This window comes from Bacillus sp. JK74, from assembly GCF_053663395.1.
Genome location: NZ_JBSJQB010000002.1, coordinates 260,459 through 280,370 on the forward strand (window position 1 = coordinate 260,459; position 19,912 = coordinate 280,370).

17 protein-coding genes are annotated in these 19,912 nt (G+C 46.2%); all 17 read right to left on the bottom strand.

Annotated features, from left to right (window positions below; all coding sequences use genetic code 11):
- Nucleotides 1-161: 161 nt before the first annotated feature.
- The 17 genes from ACWJJ5_RS05840 to dapA all read right to left on the bottom strand — a co-directional run bounded on the left by ACWJJ5_RS05840 (nt 162) and on the right by dapA (nt 19,898).
- On the bottom strand, nt 162-1,412 hold the full coding sequence (locus tag ACWJJ5_RS05840; RefSeq protein ID WP_278071855.1) for a competence/damage-inducible protein A: 1,251 nt from the start codon (nt 1,410-1,412) through the stop codon (nt 162-164).
- 17 nt (nt 1,413-1,429) lie between these two features.
- Nucleotides 1,430-2,011 (bottom strand): CDP-diacylglycerol--glycerol-3-phosphate 3-phosphatidyltransferase, encoded by a 582-nt coding sequence (gene pgsA / locus ACWJJ5_RS05845; RefSeq protein ID WP_003154147.1) that lies wholly within the window; start codon nt 2,009-2,011, stop codon nt 1,430-1,432.
- A 73-nt stretch (nt 2,012-2,084) separates the two neighbouring features.
- Complete coding sequence (locus ACWJJ5_RS05850; RefSeq protein ID WP_070081839.1) at nt 2,085-2,984, bottom strand: helix-turn-helix domain-containing protein; 900 nt, start codon at nt 2,982-2,984, stop codon at nt 2,085-2,087.
- 18 nt (nt 2,985-3,002) lie between these two features.
- Nucleotides 3,003-3,794, bottom strand: a complete 792-nt coding sequence (locus tag ACWJJ5_RS05855) for a DUF3388 domain-containing protein (protein ID WP_003154149.1) — start codon at nt 3,792-3,794, stop codon at nt 3,003-3,005.
- Nucleotides 3,795-3,921: 127 nt separating this feature from the next.
- Complete coding sequence (locus ACWJJ5_RS05860; protein WP_003154150.1) at nt 3,922-4,179, bottom strand: DUF3243 domain-containing protein; 258 nt, start codon at nt 4,177-4,179, stop codon at nt 3,922-3,924.
- A 75-nt stretch (nt 4,180-4,254) separates the two neighbouring features.
- Entirely contained in the window at nt 4,255-4,983 is a 729-nt protein-coding gene (ymfI, locus tag ACWJJ5_RS05865; protein ID WP_173612755.1) for an elongation factor P 5-aminopentanone reductase, read from the bottom strand.
- 58 nt (nt 4,984-5,041) lie between these two features.
- Nucleotides 5,042-6,328, bottom strand: coding sequence for an EF-P 5-aminopentanol modification-associated protein YfmH (gene yfmH / locus ACWJJ5_RS05870; protein ID WP_182068861.1), 1,287 nt, complete (start codon nt 6,326-6,328; stop codon nt 5,042-5,044).
- On the bottom strand, nt 6,325-7,605 hold the full coding sequence (yfmF, locus tag ACWJJ5_RS05875; RefSeq protein WP_094246928.1) for an EF-P 5-aminopentanol modification-associated protein YfmF: 1,281 nt from the start codon (nt 7,603-7,605) through the stop codon (nt 6,325-6,327). The genes yfmH and yfmF overlap by 4 nt, the downstream gene beginning before the upstream one ends.
- Before the next feature lie 151 nt (nt 7,606-7,756).
- Nucleotides 7,757-10,876 carry an MMPL family transporter gene (locus tag ACWJJ5_RS05880; RefSeq protein WP_454022287.1) on the bottom strand — a complete coding sequence of 1,040 codons (3,120 nt, stop codon included), beginning with the start codon at nt 10,874-10,876 and terminating at the stop codon, nt 7,757-7,759.
- Entirely contained in the window at nt 10,876-11,331 is a 456-nt protein-coding gene (locus tag ACWJJ5_RS05885) for a MarR family winged helix-turn-helix transcriptional regulator (protein WP_454022288.1), read from the bottom strand. Before ACWJJ5_RS05885 ends, ACWJJ5_RS05880 begins: the two co-directional genes overlap by 1 nt.
- Nucleotides 11,332-11,437: 106 nt before the next feature.
- On the bottom strand, nt 11,438-12,667 hold the full coding sequence (locus tag ACWJJ5_RS05890) for an MFS transporter (RefSeq protein ID WP_070081835.1): 1,230 nt from the start codon (nt 12,665-12,667) through the stop codon (nt 11,438-11,440).
- Nucleotides 12,668-12,778: 111 nt separating this feature from the next.
- Nucleotides 12,779-13,504, bottom strand: a complete 726-nt coding sequence (locus tag ACWJJ5_RS05895) for a GntR family transcriptional regulator (protein WP_015388224.1) — start codon at nt 13,502-13,504, stop codon at nt 12,779-12,781.
- Between the two features lie 124 nt (nt 13,505-13,628).
- Complete coding sequence (locus ACWJJ5_RS05900; protein ID WP_025649451.1) at nt 13,629-15,989, bottom strand: FtsK/SpoIIIE family DNA translocase; 2,361 nt, start codon at nt 15,987-15,989, stop codon at nt 13,629-13,631.
- Between the two features lie 134 nt (nt 15,990-16,123).
- Nucleotides 16,124-16,333: a YlzJ-like family protein gene (locus ACWJJ5_RS05905; protein ID WP_003154161.1), complete on the bottom strand. Its 210-nt coding sequence runs from the start codon at nt 16,331-16,333 to the stop codon at nt 16,124-16,126.
- Nucleotides 16,330-17,067 carry a ClpP family protease gene (locus tag ACWJJ5_RS05910; protein ID WP_025851243.1) on the bottom strand — a complete coding sequence of 246 codons (738 nt, stop codon included), beginning with the start codon at nt 17,065-17,067 and terminating at the stop codon, nt 16,330-16,332. The genes ACWJJ5_RS05905 and ACWJJ5_RS05910 overlap by 4 nt, the downstream gene beginning before the upstream one ends.
- A 115-nt stretch (nt 17,068-17,182) precedes the next feature.
- Complete coding sequence (gene rnjB, locus ACWJJ5_RS05915; protein ID WP_003154163.1) at nt 17,183-18,850, bottom strand: ribonuclease J2; 1,668 nt, start codon at nt 18,848-18,850, stop codon at nt 17,183-17,185.
- 178 nt (nt 18,851-19,028) lie between these two features.
- The gene (gene dapA / locus ACWJJ5_RS05920) at nt 19,029-19,898 is read right to left on the bottom strand and encodes a 4-hydroxy-tetrahydrodipicolinate synthase (RefSeq protein ID WP_003154166.1); all 870 of its coding nucleotides are present in this window, start codon (nt 19,896-19,898) and stop codon (nt 19,029-19,031) included.
- Between the last annotated feature and the right edge of the window lie 14 nt (nt 19,899-19,912).

Genomic DNA, 19,912 nt, shown 5'->3' on the forward strand with positions numbered 1-19,912 from the left:
CCTCCTTTATCTTGCCACTACATATACTATACCTTGTTTACTGACATTTGCCAAGAAAAAAGCGAACGCATATTCGGATTTTTTCCGCGTTCGCTTTTCTGCAAAAGAGCATAATTTCCCTTATAAAACTTAAAAATCAGAGAAAACGGCTCTTTAAAACTTTATTTTTGATCCAGCATTTTTAAAATGAGATGGCAGCCGTATTTAGCGGCGCGCTTTCTGATTCCGGTTCTTGAGCCGGCAAAGTGAAATTCGTGCACCTCTTCTTTTCCTTCCGCTGAAATGCCGATAAAGACGCGGCCCGGCGCATGCCCTTCCTGCGGGTCGGGACCCGCAACCCCGGTAAAGCTGATGCCGATATCGCTTCCGGTCAGCTTTCTCACACCGGCTGCAAGCTCTTTCGCACACTCTTTGCTGACCGCTCCGCTTTCTGCGAGCGTCTCAGCTTTCACGCCGAGCACATGCTGTTTCACGCTGTCGGAATAGCAGACAACGCCCCCTGCAAATAGTTGAGACGCACCGCTTAAATCAGTCACCCACTCTGAAAACAGGCCGCCTGTAAAGCTTTCGGCAGAAGAAATCGTGATTTTGTTTTGTCTGCATGCTTTTGAAAGCTCCTTCACCAGGGACGTATCATCATATCCGTAGAAAAATTCACCGACACGTTCTAAAATGGCGGCTTCCGTTTCTTTTAAAAGCCGTTCTGTTTCTTTTTCGTCAGCATGTTTCGCCGTTAAACGGAGCGTGACCTCGCCGTCAGCAGCAAGCGGCGCAATCGTCGGATTCGTCTGCGCGTCAATGATATCTTCTAAATCAGCTTCAAGCTGGGATTCACCGATTCCGAAAAACCGCAGCACGGTTGAAACGATTTTCTCATTAGAACCGAGCTTTTTAAGAAGCAGCGGTTTAGCTTCATTTTCAAACATCGGACGCAGCTCGCTCGGCGGTCCGGGAAGCAGCATATAAAGCCTTGAGTCGTGCTCTGCAAGCATTCCCGGCGCCATGCCGAAATGATTCGCCAAAACGTCCGAGCCCTCAATGACGAGCGCCTGTTTGCGGTTATTCGGCGACATGGTCCGTTTTGTTTTCACGAAATATTCTTCGATCGACCGGAATGCTTCGTCATTCAGAACGAGCGGGCGCCCCAGTGTGTTTGCAATGGTTTCTTTCGTTAAATCGTCCTTGGTCGGCCCGAGGCCGCCTGAAAAAATAATCAGGTCTGAGCGCTCTTCGGCAATGCGGATGACTTGCTTAAGCCGCTCCGGATTGTCACCGACAGCGGTATGGTAAAACACGTTTACACCGATTTCCGCCAGCTCTTTACTGATAAACTGCGCGTTCGTATTGGCGATCTGGCCGAGCAGAAGCTCCGAGCCGACCGCAATGATTTCTGCTTTTTTTGCTATTTCCATCTTTAAGTCCTTCTTCCTTAGTTAGATGTTTTTAACGCATCCCAGTTCTTCGCAAAATAATCCCAGCCGGAAATGACTGTGAAGAGCACGGCCACCCATAAAGCGATATCGCCGAACGGGAAAGAAACGAGCTCAAACGGAAGATTATGCAGCAAAAGCGCGGCAACAGCGATGATCTGGGCCCATGTTTTAATTTTCCCCAGCATATTGGCGGCTACAACTTCCCCCGTTCCCGCCAGCACAAGTCTTAATCCCGTTACGGCAAATTCGCGGCTGATGATGATGATGACCATCCACGCCGGCGCAAGGTCAAATTGCACAAGCGTAATTAATGCCGCGGACACCAGCAGTTTGTCAGCCAGCGGATCTAAAAATTTCCCGAAGTTTGTCACGAGGTTCAGTTTTCTGGCGTAGTAGCCATCCACCCAGTCAGTCGTTGATGCGATAATGAATAAAACAGCTCCCGTAAGATGCGCGACCGGAATCGATTCATCCCCTATATGAACGCTGCCCCAATGAAAAGGAACAAGCATGATAATCATAAATACAGGAATTAAAGCGATTCTTGCCAGTGTGATTTTATTCGGTAAGTTAAACATAAAGCCCCTCCAATAATATGTACTCGGACGTGAAGAAAAAGTCATCTTAATCGTTCAGATGACTTTTCCCCTTTTATTTTTTCATCTTGATTGTGATGGTCTGCGCCATCACATCATGCGGATTGAGTTCATAGGACAGAACCTCTCCGTTGATTTTAATTTTCAGGTTAGGGGCATAGCCCGTGCGGATTTCAATCTGCTTTTGATCCGTGACGTCTTTTTTAAAGGTTTCGCCTTTTTGCAGCGTTCCTTCTTTTAAAGAACCGCCGCTGTCATCCCGGACGCGGATCCATGCGCTGTCAGAAGCAATCAGTTCAAGCTTATACTTATCTGCCCCGGAGACGTTGTATGAAGAAGCCGAGCCTTCCGTTCCGGCCGCTTTGATCTCCGTCTTATCACTGCTTTTTTCTTTCTTTTTCTGCTCTGACGCTTTTGTGTCCTTTTTGTCTTTTTTGCTATCAGATTGCGCTTCGTCGTTTGTATTGCCGTCGTTTTTCAGCGCAGAATCCTTAGGAATCTCATACTTGCTCTCACTTTGGGTGACGGCCTTATCTCCGTCTGTCTGCCCGGATTTGCTCATTCCGAACTGAATAATCGCATAAATGATCGCGATGACGAGAATGACACCGATGACGACAAGGACGGTCGGAAGCCATTCCGCCGCCTTTGAAGCGGACTTAGGAAGCTCCCTTTGCATGGCGAGACCGGAGATTTTTTCCGACACATCGTCATGGTACGTGTTAGGGATGTCTTTTTTATATTCTTCAAATAACTGATCTGAATCAAGCCCGACAGCTTCAGCGTATTGCTTGATAAACGCCCGCACATAAAAATTGCCGGGAATGACGTCATAATTGCCTTCTTCCAGAGCGGTTAAGTATCTTTTCTGAATTTTCGTCGCCGCCTGGAGTTCATCCAATGACATCCCTTTTTCCTCTCTGGCTTCTTTAAGCCGGATTGCTAATTCTGTCACAACAAACACCTTCCAATATTAAAAATCAAAGCTTGAAAAACCGGTCTGATCAAACATTTGCGGTTCTTCTGCATGTTCATATGTAATGACTTCGTCAGGATCATTTCTGAGTTCGATAATATAATCGAAATCATCGAGCGTATACTCCGAATTTTGAACAAAAATATCGGGGTGCTCCACGACCTTTGTCGCCGGAAGCCGCATAATTTCACTGACGAGCTGAAGATGGCGCTCAGATCCCCGTCTTGTCGAAACGATGCCGTCGAGGATAAACACGTTTTCCGTGCTGTATTCATCGGCAACCAGCTGGCTCCGGATCGTTTGTTTTAGCAGCGTTGATGATACGAAAAGCCATCTTTTGCTGGCACAAACGCTTGACGCAACGATGGACTCCGTTTTTCCGACCCTCGGCATTCCTCGGATTCCGATCAGTTTGTGCCCTTCTTTTTTAAACAGCTCGGCCATAAAGTCAACCAGAAGACCGAGCTCGTCCCTTTCAAAACGGAAGGTTTTTTTGTCATCGGCATCACGCTGAATGTATCTTCCGTGACGGACTGCGAGACGGTCGCGAAGCCTCGGTTCTCTCAGCTTCGTTACTTTAATGGTCTCCATTGTTTTTAAAATTGATTCCAATCGTTTAATTTGATCTATATGCCGGCATCTGAGCAGCATTCCCCTTCTGGAAAGGTCGACACCGTTAATTGTGACAATATTAATTGACAGCATCCCGAGAAGAGATGAAATATCCCCGAGCAGGCCGGGGCGGTTCACTTGAATTTCATATTCAAAATACCATTCGAGCTTTGCCAAATGATATACCCCCTCCATTGTGGCAAATTTTTACCTTCCTTTATCATAAAACATTTTTCTCTAATTAGAAAGAAGAATGTTGCTCTATAGAGGAAAACATAAAAAAAGAGAGGAGAAATCCCCCCTCTTAATGAGTGCTGTTATTTTCAACAAGCTTCACCATCATATTTGCGATGGCGCGCTGTTCATCTTCAGAAGCAACGCTCCAAAGATCAGCAAGCACTTTTTCCTGATGGTTTTTCGAGTCGACTTCGTTCGCAAGGTAACCGCCGATTTCTGTAGCGAGGTCAGTGATTGTTTCATCACTCATCCCTTTTTCCTGCGCATAGTTCAATCTGTCGCCAAGGAAATTCTTCCAATTATCCCAGTTTTCTAATACTGACATGTTGGGTTCCTCCATTTCATCTGTTGTTACAAAATTATTTTGTCCGTGCAGATGCAAACTATACACACATTTTTTTCAGCAGTGCCAGCCGCCGTTTACGGATAATATATGCCCCGTAATATAGGAAGCCTTGTCCGATAATAAAAAGGCCGCCGCTTCGGCGATTTCCTCCGGCTTCGCCAGCCGGCCCGCGGGAATTTCCTCTGCCAACGCTTCTTTTTCATCAGACGTGAACTGATCAAGCATATTTGTATCAACGGCACCCGGCGAGACTGCATTCACGCGGACGCCGCTCGGAGCGAGCTCTTTGGCAAGCGCTTTGACGAACGAATGCTGCGCTCCTTTGACCATGCTGTATAATACCTCGCACGATGCGCCTGTTTCTCCCCAGACGGAACCGATCGCGACGATGCCCCCGCTTTTTTTCCGGATCATGCCGGGCACCAGATTACGCGCCAAAAGAAACGGACTCGTCACATGCAGCTGCACCATCTCCCGCGCCGTGTCATCCGTAACGTCCGTAATCAGGCCGAAATGACTTTTGCCGCTGTTTAATATCAGAGCATCCACAGGCTGCTTAACGGAACGGCTGAGTGTCTCCGCGCCATCCGGTGAGGACAGATCCGCCTGTATAACGGAGGCTTTTACGCCGAATGATGCGCTCAGCCTTTCCGCAAGCCTGTGTGCGGCTTCCTTATGAGAATGATAATGCAAAAGGACGTCATATCCGTTTTTTGCGAGGACTTCACTTATACTTTGTCCGATTCCGCCGCTTGCTCCGGTTACGAGCGCTGTCTGTTTCATCAATCAATACTCCTTCTTTCCCCAGAAAAACATCCCTCAGGGCGTGAGGGAAGTTTTGTTATGATTTTGGCACGACTTTGCAGACTGTCAGCCTGTCTTCTGATATTTCTTCTTTAATGACCCGCTTTACGTCTTCCAGGGTGATCTGCTCCAGTACGGTTACGACATCAAACAGACTCATATCTAAAAAGGCGTAGCGTGTGAATTGGTTGGCGATATATTCAGGTGAATTGAGCGCTTTTAAAAATGACCCGATTTTCTTTTTTCTCGCAAGGTCAAGTTTTTCCGCAGTCACGGCTGATTCTGCATCAAGCAGCATCTGTTTTAATTCGTCAGCGAGCTTATCCGGCTCCGGTGTATCTCCTCCGACAGAGGCAAAACCGAATCCGTATTCAGCCGTGTAATCAAAGCTGAAGGTTTCATCAATGTAGCCTTTATCGTACAAGTTGCCGTAATGCGGTGAGCTTTTTCCGAAGAGACATTCAAGCATGAGGTTCATGCTGAGCTCGTGCTTCAACAGCTCCAGCCCCGTTTTATAAGGGTCTTTCGCCTTTAAGCCGACAAGACATTTTGAGCCTTGCACGTTCATTTTTAATTCCTGCTCCCGGCGGAAAACCGCTTCCTGCTCCTGAACCTCTTTACGTTTGATTTCAGGCTGGTCTGTAAACGGCTTTTTCTCCTGGTTTTTCCGCACCTGGCTGATGACCGCTTCAGGATCTACGGGACCGACGATAAAGAGCAGCATATTGCTCGGGTGATAAAACGTTTCGTAGCACTCATACAGCAGATCTTTCGTAATATGAGAGATGCTCTCCACCGTTCCGGCAATGTCAATTTTCACGGGGTGGTCTTTATACATATTTTCAATAAGGCCGAAAAACAGCCGCCAATCCGGATTATCATCATACATATTGATTTCCTGGCCGATGATGCCTTTTTCTTTTTCAACTGATTTTTCCGTGAAATACGGGTCCTGAACAAAATCCACGAGTGTTTCCAGGTTTTTCTCTACATTAGAAGTGCTGGAGAACAGATAAGCGGTTCGTGTAAATGATGTAAAGGCATTTGCCGACGCCCCCTGCTTACTGAAGTCCTGAAACACGTCGCCGTCCGCTTTTTCAAACAGTTTATGCTCCAGAAAATGCGCGATTCCGTCAGGGACGTGTACCATTTCTTCCTTATTTAAAGGAACGAATTGATTGTCAATGGAACCGTACTTTGTCGTAAACACGGCGTATGTTTTATTAAAACCCTGTTTCGGCAGCACATAGACATCAAGGCCGTTTGCCATTTTTTCATGATACAGCGTTTCCTGAAGCTGTTCGAAGTTTATCGGTTTAGTCAAGATGCTCCCCCCGTCCCTTTTAAGAAATAAGTCGTATCCAGCTTAATGTTCTTTCCGACATTGATAATGTCCTCTTTTGTCACTTTCTCGATATTGTCGAGGAAAGTTTCGATCGGTATCTCCACTTGGGCTGAAGCCTGCTGATACAGAAATTCCGATAAGCCGTATGCCGTATCAATCGTTTCTAACACTTGGTTTTTAATAACGGCTTTCGTTTGGGCGATATCGTCCTCTGAAAAGTCACCGTTTTGCATAGCCTGAAATTGTTCTTCGATTATGGTGACGGCCTGCTTATAATTTTTCACCTCAATGCCCGACATGACCATCAAAAGCCCTTTGAAGCTTTCCACCCTTGAGGCTGCATAATAGGCGAGGCTCGCTTTTTCACGGACATTTATAAACAGCTTTGAATGAGAGAACCCCCCGAACAGCCCGTTAAACACCTGCAATGCCGGATAATCCGGGTCTGTATATGTCGTATTGGTCCGGAATCCGATATTCAGCTTGCCCTGCTTGACGTCCTCTTCATCAATGACTTCCTTCGGATCGGGCTGTTCATTCGCCGCGCTTCTTTCAAAAGGCTGCAGCTCCCGTTCTTCCGTTTTAAAATACGTATCAACGGCCGTTTTCACCTGATCTGAATCAACATCGCCGATGACATACAGGTCCAGCTGATCTTCGCGTATGGCTTTTTGATAGGCTTCATACAAATCTTGCGGTGTAATGTGTTCAACATCATCGAACTCGCCGTTGACGTGAAGGGCATACGGTTCGCTTTTGCACATTTCCTGAACGAGACGCAGATTAGAATATCTCATCTTATCATCATATACGGCTTGAATCCGCTGTTTCAGCGTCCGTTTTTCCTGCGTGACATAAAGGGGCAGGAAGGCGCCGTTTTCCAAAGCGGGCGAAAAGACAAGCTCTGATAAAAGCTGAAGGCCTTTTTCCAATAACGGTGTGCGGTCCTTCAGATACTTTTCATTAGGAATCTCAAGTCTGAACGTAATGACATGACGTTCTCCCTTTTTTGTCAGATCAGCTGAAACGGATGTGCCGTACAGCTCATCAAAATAAGAACGCAGATCAGCGGTTTTCGGGCGGCTTTCTGTTCCGCGCAGAAGCACATGCGGAAACAGCGCCCTTTTTGTTACGAGCTCTTTCGTTAAAGGAGCCAGCATTTTAAACGTCAGCGAAACGGTTTTAAATTTCTCAGTCTTTACGATATGGGCGGTGATCCCGCCGTGCTTTGACTTCATTTCATTTACATAAGTCATGTGAAACCTCCTTCGTTCATTCTTTAATAGTATGTATTATGACCAAATTTCAGCATTCGCAAAAAAGAGTGCGCAGATGTAATTATATCAACTGGAGGATTTATAAGGAAACAAAAAACCTCTGCCCGAAAACAGGCAGAGGCATTGTACGTTATTTTTTCAAATTGAAAGGCCACCAGTTGGCTCTTCCGAATATTTTCACCATGACCGGTACAAAAAACGGAAGGACGACAATTGCGTACATGAGAAGGCCTGTTAATACCACGGTTGCAATCTGTAATAAGGAAAGAACGCCTGACGGCAGCATGGCCGCAAAGGTTCCCGCTAAAATAATCGCCGCAGAAATGATGACGGAACCCATATTTTTCATACTGCTGATCATTGCGGGCCCCGTTCCTTCTTTTTTCAGCTCATTAAAGCGGTCCATTAAAAAGATGGAATAATCCACACCTAGAGCCATCAAAATGACAAAGCCGAAGAACGGCACGGCCCAGTTTACGCCCGGATACCCGAAGAAGTGTGTAAAGATGTATTCCGTCACGCCGATGGATGCGAAATACGTCAGTACGAGCGACGCCACTAAATAAACAGGCATAATGAGAGAGCGCAGCATTATGATGAGAATCAGAAAAATTCCCGCCAGCATAAACATTGCCGTCCGTTTGAAGTCTGAATCCGATACTTCTTTCAGATCGGCATTCATGCTGGAGACTCCCGAAACGCCGAAAGAGGCATTCTTCAGATCCGTGTTCGGAATGGCCCTTTTTACGCTCGCTTTGATCGCTTGAATATCTTGAATGGCCGTATTTGAGTAAGGATTGTTATCAAGAACGACGGTCAATTCTGTCGTTTTTCTGTCATCTGACATGTACGTATTAAACACGCTTGTGAAATCACTGTTTGTCAACGCGTCTTTCGGCACAAACCAGCCTGTCATTTCTTTATCTGACGCCTTGTGAAGCTCACCCAGGTAATCATTCGCCCCCATCATGCCGCTTGATACTTTCTTAAGCCCTTTTACACTATCGTTAAGGCCTGAAGAAAGATCGCAGAGCCGGGAAGAAAAATCACCGAGACCGCTCTTCATTTTTTTCTGACCCTCCGCGAGCTGTCCTGCCGCCGATTCAAGGCGGGGCATTTGTCCTGCAAGAGCCCCCTGTCCGTCTGACACTTGCTGCAGACCGTTTTCAATACTGGTCAGTCCATTGATCATTGCGTTAATTTGAGTGTCAATCTTCTTCTGTGCGGCTGCCAGCCGGGCAAATTGTTTTTCCGCTTGCTGCAGATGATCCTTTTGACTGTCGACCTGTTTAGAAAACGCTTCTGCATCCGCGTTTGCCTTGGAAACGGCTGACTGTACACCCGTAAAGGCCGATTTGATTTCTTTGTAAGAGGGATCGGTTTTGACTGACGGTATTGACGCTTCCAATTTTGCAAACGGCAGCCGGGCAAGCTGCTTGTTCAAATCGGCAAGCTGTCTGCTGGCTTCATCTTTCATCGGCAGGACGGTTTTTACCAATTTTAAAGCGTTTTGCGTTTCTGAAGCGAGACCGCTGTTTTGTTTGAGCTGTGAAGTCAGCATTTGTTTTTGCTCTTCAATCTGATTTCTCATCTGGGCGACGCCGGCTTTATTCTCATTCACGCCAGCCTGCAGTTTATTCAGGTTTTCTCCTATATCAGAAAGCCCGGATTTCAGAGACAATGTTCCGTTAATAAGCTGATTGACGCTTTTCCCCGACTCTTCGATCTGCGGCTGTGAATCAGCTAACGACTTTGCGGCATGCCCTAATCCGTCCGTGATTTTTTCAAGTCCTGTATTGCCTTTATCAAGCCCTTCTTGAAGCTGCTTTGCCTGATTTGTGACAAATAATTGATTCAATCCGTTTCCGGCAGGGCGCGTGGCGCTTCTGACCGTTTTTACACCCTCTGTTTTTTCAAGTTCTCTGCTGATTTTTTCGATATCAATCAGGTGTTTTTCGGTATTTAATGGCTCATCATTTTTGATGACGACTGTGGCCGGAAGAAGTTCTCCCGGGCCGAATGCGCCTGAAATCGTATTAAACGCGCGGACGGATTCATATTTATCCCCGATTTCGTCAAGGCTGTTGTAAGATAGCGATCCTTTGTAAAGAAGGATAGGCGGGACGGTGAATACCGCAACGATTGCAAGACTGATGAGCGGCCTTTTAAATGAAAACCGCCCTGCCGTTTCCCAAGCTTTGCTTTGAGGATGGGAAATATCGCCCTTAACGGGCCAAAACAGTCTTTTTCCTAAAACAGCCATAAAAAACGGCACGATCGTCATGAGCGCAAGCAGCAGCACCGCGACACCGACCGCAACGGCGGCTGCCGACTGATACAGCTTAAATGTCGCAAATCCGATGCAGGCAAATCCGATCAGCACCGCACCGCCGCTGTACAAAACCGTCTTTCCGGCCGTTTTGTAGGTGACGACGATCGCTTCTCTTATATCAGCGCCATGCGACAGTTCTTCTTTAAATCTGCTGAGAAGCAGAATGCAGTAGTCTGTACCGATTCCGAACATAATCGCAACCATAAAAATCTGCGTAAAAGTTGAGAGCGGAAAATTCAGCTGGTCGACTAAAAATGCGACAATCGACTGGCTGACTAAATAAGATATCAATACAGATAAAAGCGGCACAAACGGAGCGACCACTGACCGGAATACAAGGACCAGCACGATCAGGATAAAAGCGACCGTTATATATTCAGTCTTTTTCAAGCCGTCCTGTGAGCTTTTTAACACATCTTCGTCGATCAGCGACTGGCCTGTAATGCCGTATGATACGCCGTACGGTTTCAGCTCTTTATCAATTTTATTTTTTATTTCGAGGATATCGTTTTTGGATGTATCAAGCTGCAGCTGAACGAGCATCGTTTGTCTGTCTTTTGACAGCAGCTGTTTTTTGATGTCGTCATTTTTCTCCCCGAAGTATGAAGTCACGGTTTTAATCTGAAGCGCTTTTTTCTGTTCAGACAAAGTGCTGACGGCTTCTTCCAGACGATCTTTTTTGTCTGTCATTAATCCTTTTTCGTGAAATACGATGACGGCAGAAGAAGACGGTGCATCTGAATCAGACATTTCATCAAGCAATTCATGGGCATAAGAAGAGGAATATCCGTCCGGTACGGAAATCTGCCCTTTCTCCCGTGTCAATTCAGCCATATCAGGCGCTGTAAGCATAAATATCACCGTTGCGGCGATCCATAACGCGGCGATGATCCAGCGGGCTCGGATAATGTTTTTCATTATGTCTGCTGATCCTCCTCTGTCATCATCAATCGATATAATTTTTCATATGTATTAACGAACATCTCCGCCTCGTCTTCATCAAAATACATAATGTATGAACGGACGAGTTCCTCAATCCGCCGCTCCACACGGTGAAATACTTCCGTCCCCTTTTCCGTGACATTTAAAAGTATGCTCCGGCGGTCGCTTTGGCTGCGTTCTCTATTGATGTAGCCTTTATCATACAGGCGGTTCGTCATCGATGTAATGGCGCTTTTGTTGACGTGGCACACCGCGGCCAGTTCAATTGATTTGCAATCCGGATTGAGCATAATATAGCGGAGTATGTAATATTGATCCAATGTCAGCTCTTTGTTCACTTTTTCAGCGATAATGCTGTCAATTTTTTTTAAGACGTGCAGGTATACATCGGAATAACGCTGAATCAGCTGCTTTACTTTTTCTTCATGCACCTTTTCCCCCTCCTTCCAATAGTTAAAATGTTTAACTATTAAAAAGGATAACGACTTGACGATATCATGTCAATCTTCAAAATAAAATAAAAAAAGACAGTGCAGATTACACCGTCTTTAATGATTCCTTTTTTTCTTTTGCTTGTGATGAGATATTTAACAGCGCTAAAAATACAGACACAATGCCGCAAAAAGCGGATAAAATAAAAATCAGCCAGCCTGCATTTGACATCAGGGCAGCAAAGATCGGCGGTCCCGCCGCTACTCCGATAAACCGCATGCTGTTATAAAATGAGGTGATGGTTCCCGATTCCTCGTTGTCTACGCCTTCTGTGATGACAGCGTCTAATGCCGGTAATGCTATTCCGATACCGATACCGCTGACACACAAAAAGATAAATAATAAATAAAAACTGTGATTCCACCATAGGCCGATAAACGACAGTGTCACGGCACTCATTCCGAAAACAATGCAAAACTTCATTTTGCCTTGGTCTTTCCCGATTTTTCTGCCTGATATATATGAACTGACGGATAGAAATAAAAGCGGGATTGCCAAAAGCGATCCTTTAGCCACACCGTCAATTCCGTATTTCTTCTCCAGTGAGTCTGATAAATAAAAAAGAACCCCGAACAGCAAAAACATAATCACGCAGCCGATGATAAATACCGTAAAGAGCCAGCGTCCGTCACGCTTAAATATGCGGCCGACATTTTTCACAAATTCGGAAATAGAAGGCGCTTCTTTTTGTTTCTCCGGCTTTGCCACCAAAAACAATACGAGAAAAAAACTGATGAGCGAAAAAAACGGAATGAACCAAAACGGCATAAACCAAAACCATGCAGCCAAGAGCGACCCGAGAATCGGGCTTAATACTTTCCCGGCCGTGTTTGACGTCTCAATGTCGCCGAGCCCCGCGGTAATCCGCTCATCATCCCCTTTGAATAAATCACCGATAAACGGCATCACTACAGGAGCCGCCCCTGCCGAACCGATTCCCTGCAGCACCCGCCCCGCCAAGATAATGGGATAAGGATGCTTGAACGCGGTGGAAGCTATCGCGGCAAGCGCTCCGCCCGCACCGGCTATGAGAAGACAAGGCAGAAGAACCTTTTTTCTTCCGAATTTATCGGACAAATATCCGGCAATCGGAATACAAATAATCGCCACAATCGAATAGACCGTTATAATTAACGATACTTGAAAAGACGATATGGACAGCTTCTTTTCAATCATCGGAAGCACAGGAATCAGCATGGAATTCCCGAGTGTCATCACGAGCGGTACAGAAGCCAGAGCAATGATATTTTTTGTTCCATTTTTCTTCTTACTCAACTTATTCACCCATTCACTATACTTGGTTGTTTCCTGTTTTATTGTGCCTTGCGGAAAACAAAGTATGTATTGAAGCGGCAAATAAAAAAACAGACACATGACGCGTCTGTCTTAAAAACGTTTTCTTACAACATGAAAACTGAACTTATCAGCCCGGAAATAATTTAATGAATACAGCACAGGTTCATCATTCTGATTATAGTGGGTTTGCTTCAGCAATAAAAGCGCCGTCTCCGGCTCGCATTCCAAAACCGGTGAAATCGTATCGTGATATCCGATCGGTTCGATATCAGCAACGGCATAGCTGATCACAGACCCGGAGTTTTTTTCCAAAAGATCAAAAATAGATTCCTGTTCATGACAGAAAGAATTCGGCAGAATGTGCATCGGAATCGTATCTAAACAGTAAACGACCGGAGTGCCGCTTGCCGTTCTCACGCGTTCCAAATAAAAAAGCTCCTGCTCAGGCTCAAGCCGGAATCTAGCGATATCTTCATCAGACGGCGTGATGACCTGAGACGACAAAAAAATCGTACCCGGCACCATGTTCGCCTGCTGAATCATTTTCGTCACGCTGTTGAGCTGTTCAATACCTGAAAGAAACAGCGGTTTTGTATGGACGAAAGTGCCCACACCGTGCCTTCTGATAATCACATGCTCCTCTTCAAGGATACGCAAAGCTTCACGCAGAGTTGCCCGGCTGACACCCATAGATTTTGAAAGCTCAAATTCAGAAGGAAGCTTTTCCTTTTCGGTGTAAATTCCGTTTTGTATATCCTCTTTGATTCGCTCAATCACTTTTAGGTACAAGTGACGATTGTCAGCTTTTGTAGACATGTTTCCCCTCCGTAAACCACTTTCATAAATTATTGAACAATTGGGACAACTATATCATGTTTTAATAAAAAAATAAATAGGAATGATTTTGGTGATATCATTTTCAGTGAAAACTCTCTCCTTTTTAAGAAGAGAGCTCATCATATTGTTCCTTAGATAATAGTACTTCCCTCGGTTTGCTTCCTTCATACGGCCCGACGACGCCCCGTTCCTCCATTGCGTCAATCAGACGGGCTGCTCTCGTATATCCGATTCTGAACCGCCTTTGAAGCATGGAGACTGATGCCGTCTGCATGCCGATAATCAAATCGACCGCTTCGTCATAGAGATCATCCGTTACTTCACTGTGTGTTTCCGACACTTCTTCCGGAATCATCTCTTCTTGATACTGCGCTTTTTGCTGCGTAATCACATGATCGACGACATGCTCAACCTCTTCATCCGATAAAAATGCTCCCTGGACCCGGACAGGCTTATTCGCGCCTACAGGCAGAAACAGCATGTCTCCGCGCCCCAGAAGCTTTTCAGCGCCGCCCATGTCTAAAATTGTCCGTGAATCAGTCTGAGATGAGACACTGAAGGCAATTCTTGACGGAATGTTGGCTTTAATAACACCGGTAATAACGTCGACTGAAGGCCGCTGAGTCGCGATAATCAAATGAATTCCCGCCGCCCGCGCCATCTGTGAAAGTCTCGTAATTGAATCTTCCACGTCGGAAGAAGCAACCATCATCAGATCGGCAAGCTCGTCAACGATGACGACGATGTACGGCAGCTCGGGCTGCTTGACTTCTTCTTCGGCATTTGACCGCTTAATATGGTCGTTATAGCCTTCTATATTTCTCGTACCCGTATGGGAGAACAGCTCATAGCGGCGCTCCATCTCATTGACGACCTTTTTCAAAGCCTGCGAGGCCTTTTTCGGATCTGTCACGACCGGCGCAAGCAGATGAGGAATGCCGTTATACACATTCAGCTCAACCATTTTCGGATCAATCATCATCATCTTCACTTCATGCGGTTTGGCCCTCATCAGAATGCTCGTAATAATACCGTTGACACAGACGCTTTTTCCGCTTCCCGTTGCCCCCGCTACAAGCAGGTGGGGCATTTTGTTCAGTTCGGCAAGCACGGCTTCCCCGGAAATATTTCGTCCCAAGCCGATCAGAAGCTTCGCGTCCGGCTTGTCATTGAGCTTGGATTCAAGCACTTCTTTTAACGAAACCATCGCAACTTCAGCATTGGGCACCTCGATGCCGATTGCTGATTTACCCGGAATCGGCGCTTCTATCCGGATATCCTTGGCGGCAAGCGCGAGCGCAAGGTCATCGCTCAGATTCACGATTTTACTGACTTTGACCCCGACGTCCGGATACACCTCATATTTTGTGACCGCCGGGCCGAGATGAACTTGGGTCACTTTCGCTTTTACCCCGAAGCTTTGAAAGGTCCGTTCGAGTTTTCTTGCATTCTCGTAAATGTTTTTCTTATCGGTCTGCTGGCCGGTATGTTTCGGGTCAGCCAAGATGTCCAATGAAGGCATTTGATAATCTTTATTTTCAAGCTCTGTAAACGTCATCGGCGGAGCCGCAGCCGTTTCGTCACTGTCTTGAGCGCCGCCGGAAGGCTCATCTTTTGCCGCTTGCGCCGTCTCCTGCGTTTTTTCCGGAATCAGCGGTTCGACGCGTTCTTCCTGACGGTCTGAAAAGCTTGAAATAATCGGCTCTGAATGGATGATCGGCGAAATGATTTCCTCATCCTCTTCTTCGGGCTCAGGCATTTCTTTTTTCTTTTGAACCCGTTTTTGTTTTTTGCCCGATTTGGTTTTTGTTTTCGGCGAAGACATATTCGTTCTGACCGTCTTCATATCCTCAAGAAATGCCTGCCATTGGCCGCGGATAAACCGGCCGACGGGGCTCGTCCACTTTTTGAGCGTTTCCTGCAGTGAACGCCCCGTTACAAGAATCAGCCCCATTAAGATCAGCACGATCGCCATGATCTGTGAACCCGTTGATGCAAATAAAAAGTGGGAAGCTGCAAACAGTACCGCGCCGATCATGCCGCCGCCCAAATCAGGGGAAGCAGCCTGCTGTTTCATGTCAATCATAAACAGCTCCCACGTGTTGCCGATGACACTTGCCGACCGAATCGACCCGTGATGAGACAGATTTTTAAAGAGCTGCACGTGAGACAGCAGCAAAATACTGGCGATAATACAGTACAACCCTGCCTTTCTTCTCGTTAAAAGGCTTGGACTCTTCTTTTTCCAAAACAGCGAAATTCCGAGAAGGAAGAGCGCAATTAAGCATAAAATAAACCACTCTCCGGCAAAAAAACGGAACAAGTACACAAATGTCTGTCCCACAACGCCGAGCTGCAAAACAGCAATAATCGAGATTGCAACACAGAGCAGTCCGCTTAGTTCGTATTTTAGATTGAGCTTACTCTCTTGTTTCTTTTTAGATTTCCGTTTTTTCTTTGCCACACTCATCACCTTACTGCGTTAAAAAATGTAAAATCATACATCATGAAGAAAAGCAGCCTTTTGCCGGCTGCATTTTTCTGTAGGATTCCCCTATTATAGCATATTTTGCCCCCGAGAAGCGGACTGAATGCCGGTTAGATTTTCAGCTTGATTTTTTGTCCCGGAGCGATGTCCGGATTCAGAAAATCCATCGGGTTCGTACTTAAAATCTGTACGACTTCAGCTTCATTTCCCTTCATCTCAACTAGCAGCGGCACACCGGCGTAATCTACCTGTTCATGCACGCTTTGCTCTATATCCTGACCGTAAACGACTTCTTGGGGCATGACGGTATAAAGGATCATTGAATCATCCTTCCTTCCTCGCCCTTTCGTTCCTCAATCAGCTGATTCAGCTTTTTTATCGCCTGTCCGACGCCGCCCACGTCATCAATTAGTCCGTAATCAGCCGCATCTTTGCCGACTACGTTCGTTCCGATGTCCCTGGTTAAGTTTCCTTTTGAAAACATCAGCTCTTTGAATTTTTCTTCGGAAATATTTGAATGATGGGTCACAAAGTTGACAACCCGCTCCTGCATTTTATCCAGGTATTCAAACGTTTGCGGAACACCGATAACCAGACCTGTAAGCCGAACGGGGTGAATGGTCATTGTCGCTGTCTCCGCGATAAAACTATGATCACATGACACGGCGATCGGCACACCTATGGAGTGGCCCCCGCCGAGTACGATTGAGACGGTCGGTTTTGATAAGGATGCGAGCATTTCCGCAATCGCAAGCCCCGCTTCCACATCGCCTCCGACGGTGTTTAAGATGATCAGAAGTCCTTCGATTTTCGGATTTTGCTCAATGGCGACGATTTGCGGAATGACATGTTCATATTTGGTTGTTTTATTTTGCGGCGGGAGCTGGACGTGCCCCTCAATTTGGCCGATGATCGTCAGGCAGTGAATATTGGTATCTTGGGACATTTGCGGCAGAGATGTCTCTCCCAGCTGCTGAATTTTGCTCATAATGCTGTCTTTCGCATCTGATTTTTCGGGCTGCTGTTCCTCGGTGTTTTCCATACGATGATCCATTTTATCTTTCACCCTTTCCGAATGTCTCTTTGTATTATGAACAAAGATGATGATTTCCATCCGGGACATGAACAAAAACAAAGCCGGAGCATGATGCGCTCCGGCTTTGTATACATTATACTTCCATAATGATCGGAATGATCATCGGCTTGCGTTTTGTTTTTTCATAAAGGAATTGATTCAGCGCATCACGCATTGCTTGTTTCAGCGTGGACCATTCTACGGCAGATGTTTCCGTCGCTTCAGTCACGATAGAGCGGACGAGCTCAGTAGCTTGTACAATTAACCCCTCTGATTCTCTGACATACACGAAACCGCGCGTAATGATCTCAGGGCCTGAAACAAGGTTCTTCTTCTGCTTATCGAGTGAAATCACGACGATGAGAATGCCGTCTTGTGACAATAAGCGGCGGTCTCTCAGCACGATGTTGCCGATGTCGCCGACTCCGAGGCCGTCAATCAGAACGTTTCCGTATGTGACTTTATCCCCGATTTTCACATTCTGGCCGCGGAATTCAACGACGTCACCTTTTTCAATCAAGAAAATATCGCTGCGTTTCATGCCGATCTCTTCTGCGATTTTGGAATGCGCTTTTTGCATTCTGAATTCACCGTTAACCGGAATTAAATATTTCGGTTTCAGCAAATTAAGCATGAGTTTCAATTCTTCCTGCGAACCGTGACCGGACACATGCACTCGTTTTTGGGCGAAAATGACTTGAGCGCCGGCGCGGGCAAGCAGGTTGACGGTTTTGGAATATATCAATTCATGCCCCGGAATCGGTGTTGATGCAATGACAACGGTGTCTCCTTCTTCAATGTTAAGCTGCTTGTGCGCCTGCTTGGCCATCCGCGTAAGAGCGGCCAGCGGCTCACCATGGCTTCCGGCTGTAACAATTGCCACGTCCCGCTTCGGATATTTTTTCACATCCTGCACAGGAATAAACATTTCATCTTCGGCTTCAATATAGCCGAGCTTGCGCCCAAGCTGAAGCACGTTTTGCAGATTTTTTCCGGCGATTGCAAGTTTGCGGCCGTTCTGGACGGCAGCCTGTATCACTTGCTGGATCCGGTTGATATTAGACGCGAATACAGCAATGATGACACGGTTTTCTGAATTGTTCATCGCATCGGAAATTTCACCGCTTACATATGCTTCTGACGGAGTATACCCCGGGCGCTCCGCATTGGCGCTGTCAGAAAGCAGGGCGAGCACGCCGCTGTTTCCGATTTTGGCAATTTCGCCAATATCACATGATTGGTGATATGCAGGCGTCTGGTCAAATTTGAAGTCTCCCGTGCATACAATAGAGCCAAGTGATGTTTTGAAGCTGACTCCCACTGAATCCGGAATACTGTGAATCGTTTTAAAGAACGATACTTTCGTTGATTCAAATGTAATGACTGATTTAGAGTGAACTTCACGTAAATCAGCTTTTCGATTATGCCCGTACTGCTTGAGTTTTTCTCTCAGTAATGCAAGCGTAAGCTTCGTTCCGTATACCGGCACCGACAGCTTGTTCAATAAATAAAAGACGCCCCCGATGTTTTCATCGTGCCCGTGTGTCAGAAAGATGGCCTTCACGCGGTCAGCCCGTTCTACTAAGTAGGAAATATCCGGAATGACGACATCAATACCGAGCATTTCATTTTCAGGGTGCATCAGACCTGCATCCACTACAAATATGTCTGAGTCAATTTCAATGACATATAGGTTCTTCCCAATTTCTCCGACGCCGCCAAGGGCGATAATTCTGACGTTTTCTGTATTTTTCTTTTTCAAAATCTGTATCCTCCTAGTCTCATACCCGTCCATCATCACTTGTTCCTATTATAACTGATATCAATTTTAGAAAACAAGAAGAAGCGGAAGGTTTAGGGAAAACCAATATGTATACAAAACGGTCAAACTCACGATAAAAATGAGAATGACCGCGTATTTCAACTGTATAAATTTTTTCTTACAGTTCGCTGATGACGCTGCTCAGGCTCAGACGTTCATCTTCATTCAGCGGGATAAGAGGAAGACGCACAGATCCGACATCAAGGCCTTTCAGCTGCAGCGCCGTTTTGACCGGAGCCGGATTAGGCGCTTTAAAGAGCTCCTTCATGATCGGCAGAAGCTTCTGATGAATCAGTGCCGCGGTTGCCGTCTGCCCGTTCGTATAGTTTTTAATCATCTGCTGCATGTCAGAACCCACGATATGGCTGGCCACTGACACGACTCCTCTTCCGCCGACTGCAAGAATAGGAAGCGTTAACCCGTCATCACCTGAATAGACGTAAAAATCTTCCGGTGTTTCGGCAATGATTTTCGTAATGGCATCAAGATCGCCGCTCGCTTCTTTAATCGCAGAGATATTCGGAATCTCCGCAAGTCTGATGGCCGTTTCCGGCGCAAGCGAAGCGACCGTTCTGCCCGGCACGTTGTAAAGCATCACAGGAAGAGACGTTTCTTCAGCTATGGCTTTAAAATGACGGTACATCCCCTCTTGGGAAGGCTTATTATAATACGGCGTGACAAGCATAACGCAATCGACGCCGGCTTCTTCAGCTTTTTTTGTCAGTTTAATGGAGTCTTTCGTATTGTTGCTTCCTGTACCCGCAATAACAGGCACGCGTCCGTTCACTTCTTTGACTGTAAATTCAAAGAGTGCAATTTTTTCTTCCGTTGAAAGTGTCGGGGATTCGCCGGTCGTGCCTGCGACGACTAAAGAATCCGTGCCGTTTTTCAACAAATAGTCGATTAATGTAGACAGTTTTTGAAAGTCTACATTCCCTTTACTGTCAAAGGGGGTAATCATCGCTGTAGATATATTTCCGACATTCATTTTTTTCACCTCAT

Coding starts and splice junctions, on each gene's coding strand:
- pgsA (WP_003154147.1), bottom strand. CDS start 2,011: ATGTTTAACTTACCGAATAAAATCACACTGGCAAGAATCGCTTTAATT.
- ACWJJ5_RS05895 (WP_015388224.1), bottom strand. CDS start 13,504: ATGTCTACAAAAGCTGACAATCGTCACTTGTACCTAAAAGTGATTGAG.
- ACWJJ5_RS05880 (WP_454022287.1), bottom strand. CDS start 10,876: ATGAAAAACATTATCCGAGCCCGCTGGATCATCGCCGCGTTATGGATC.
- ACWJJ5_RS05905 (WP_003154161.1), bottom strand. CDS start 16,333: ATGATCCTTTATACCGTCATGCCCCAAGAAGTCGTTTACGGTCAGGAT.
- ACWJJ5_RS05910 (WP_025851243.1), bottom strand. CDS start 17,067: ATGGATCATCGTATGGAAAACACCGAGGAACAGCAGCCCGAAAAATCA.
- yfmF (WP_094246928.1), bottom strand. CDS start 7,605: ATGACTTATGTAAATGAAATGAAGTCAAAGCACGGCGGGATCACCGCC.
- ymfI (WP_173612755.1), bottom strand. CDS start 4,983: ATGAAACAGACAGCGCTCGTAACCGGAGCAAGCGGCGGAATCGGACAA.
- ACWJJ5_RS05860 (WP_003154150.1), bottom strand. CDS start 4,179: ATGTCAGTATTAGAAAACTGGGATAATTGGAAGAATTTCCTTGGCGAC.
- dapA (WP_003154166.1), bottom strand. CDS start 19,898: ATGAATGTCGGAAATATATCTACAGCGATGATTACCCCCTTTGACAGT.
- ACWJJ5_RS05840 (WP_278071855.1), bottom strand. CDS start 1,412: ATGGAAATAGCAAAAAAAGCAGAAATCATTGCGGTCGGCTCGGAGCTT.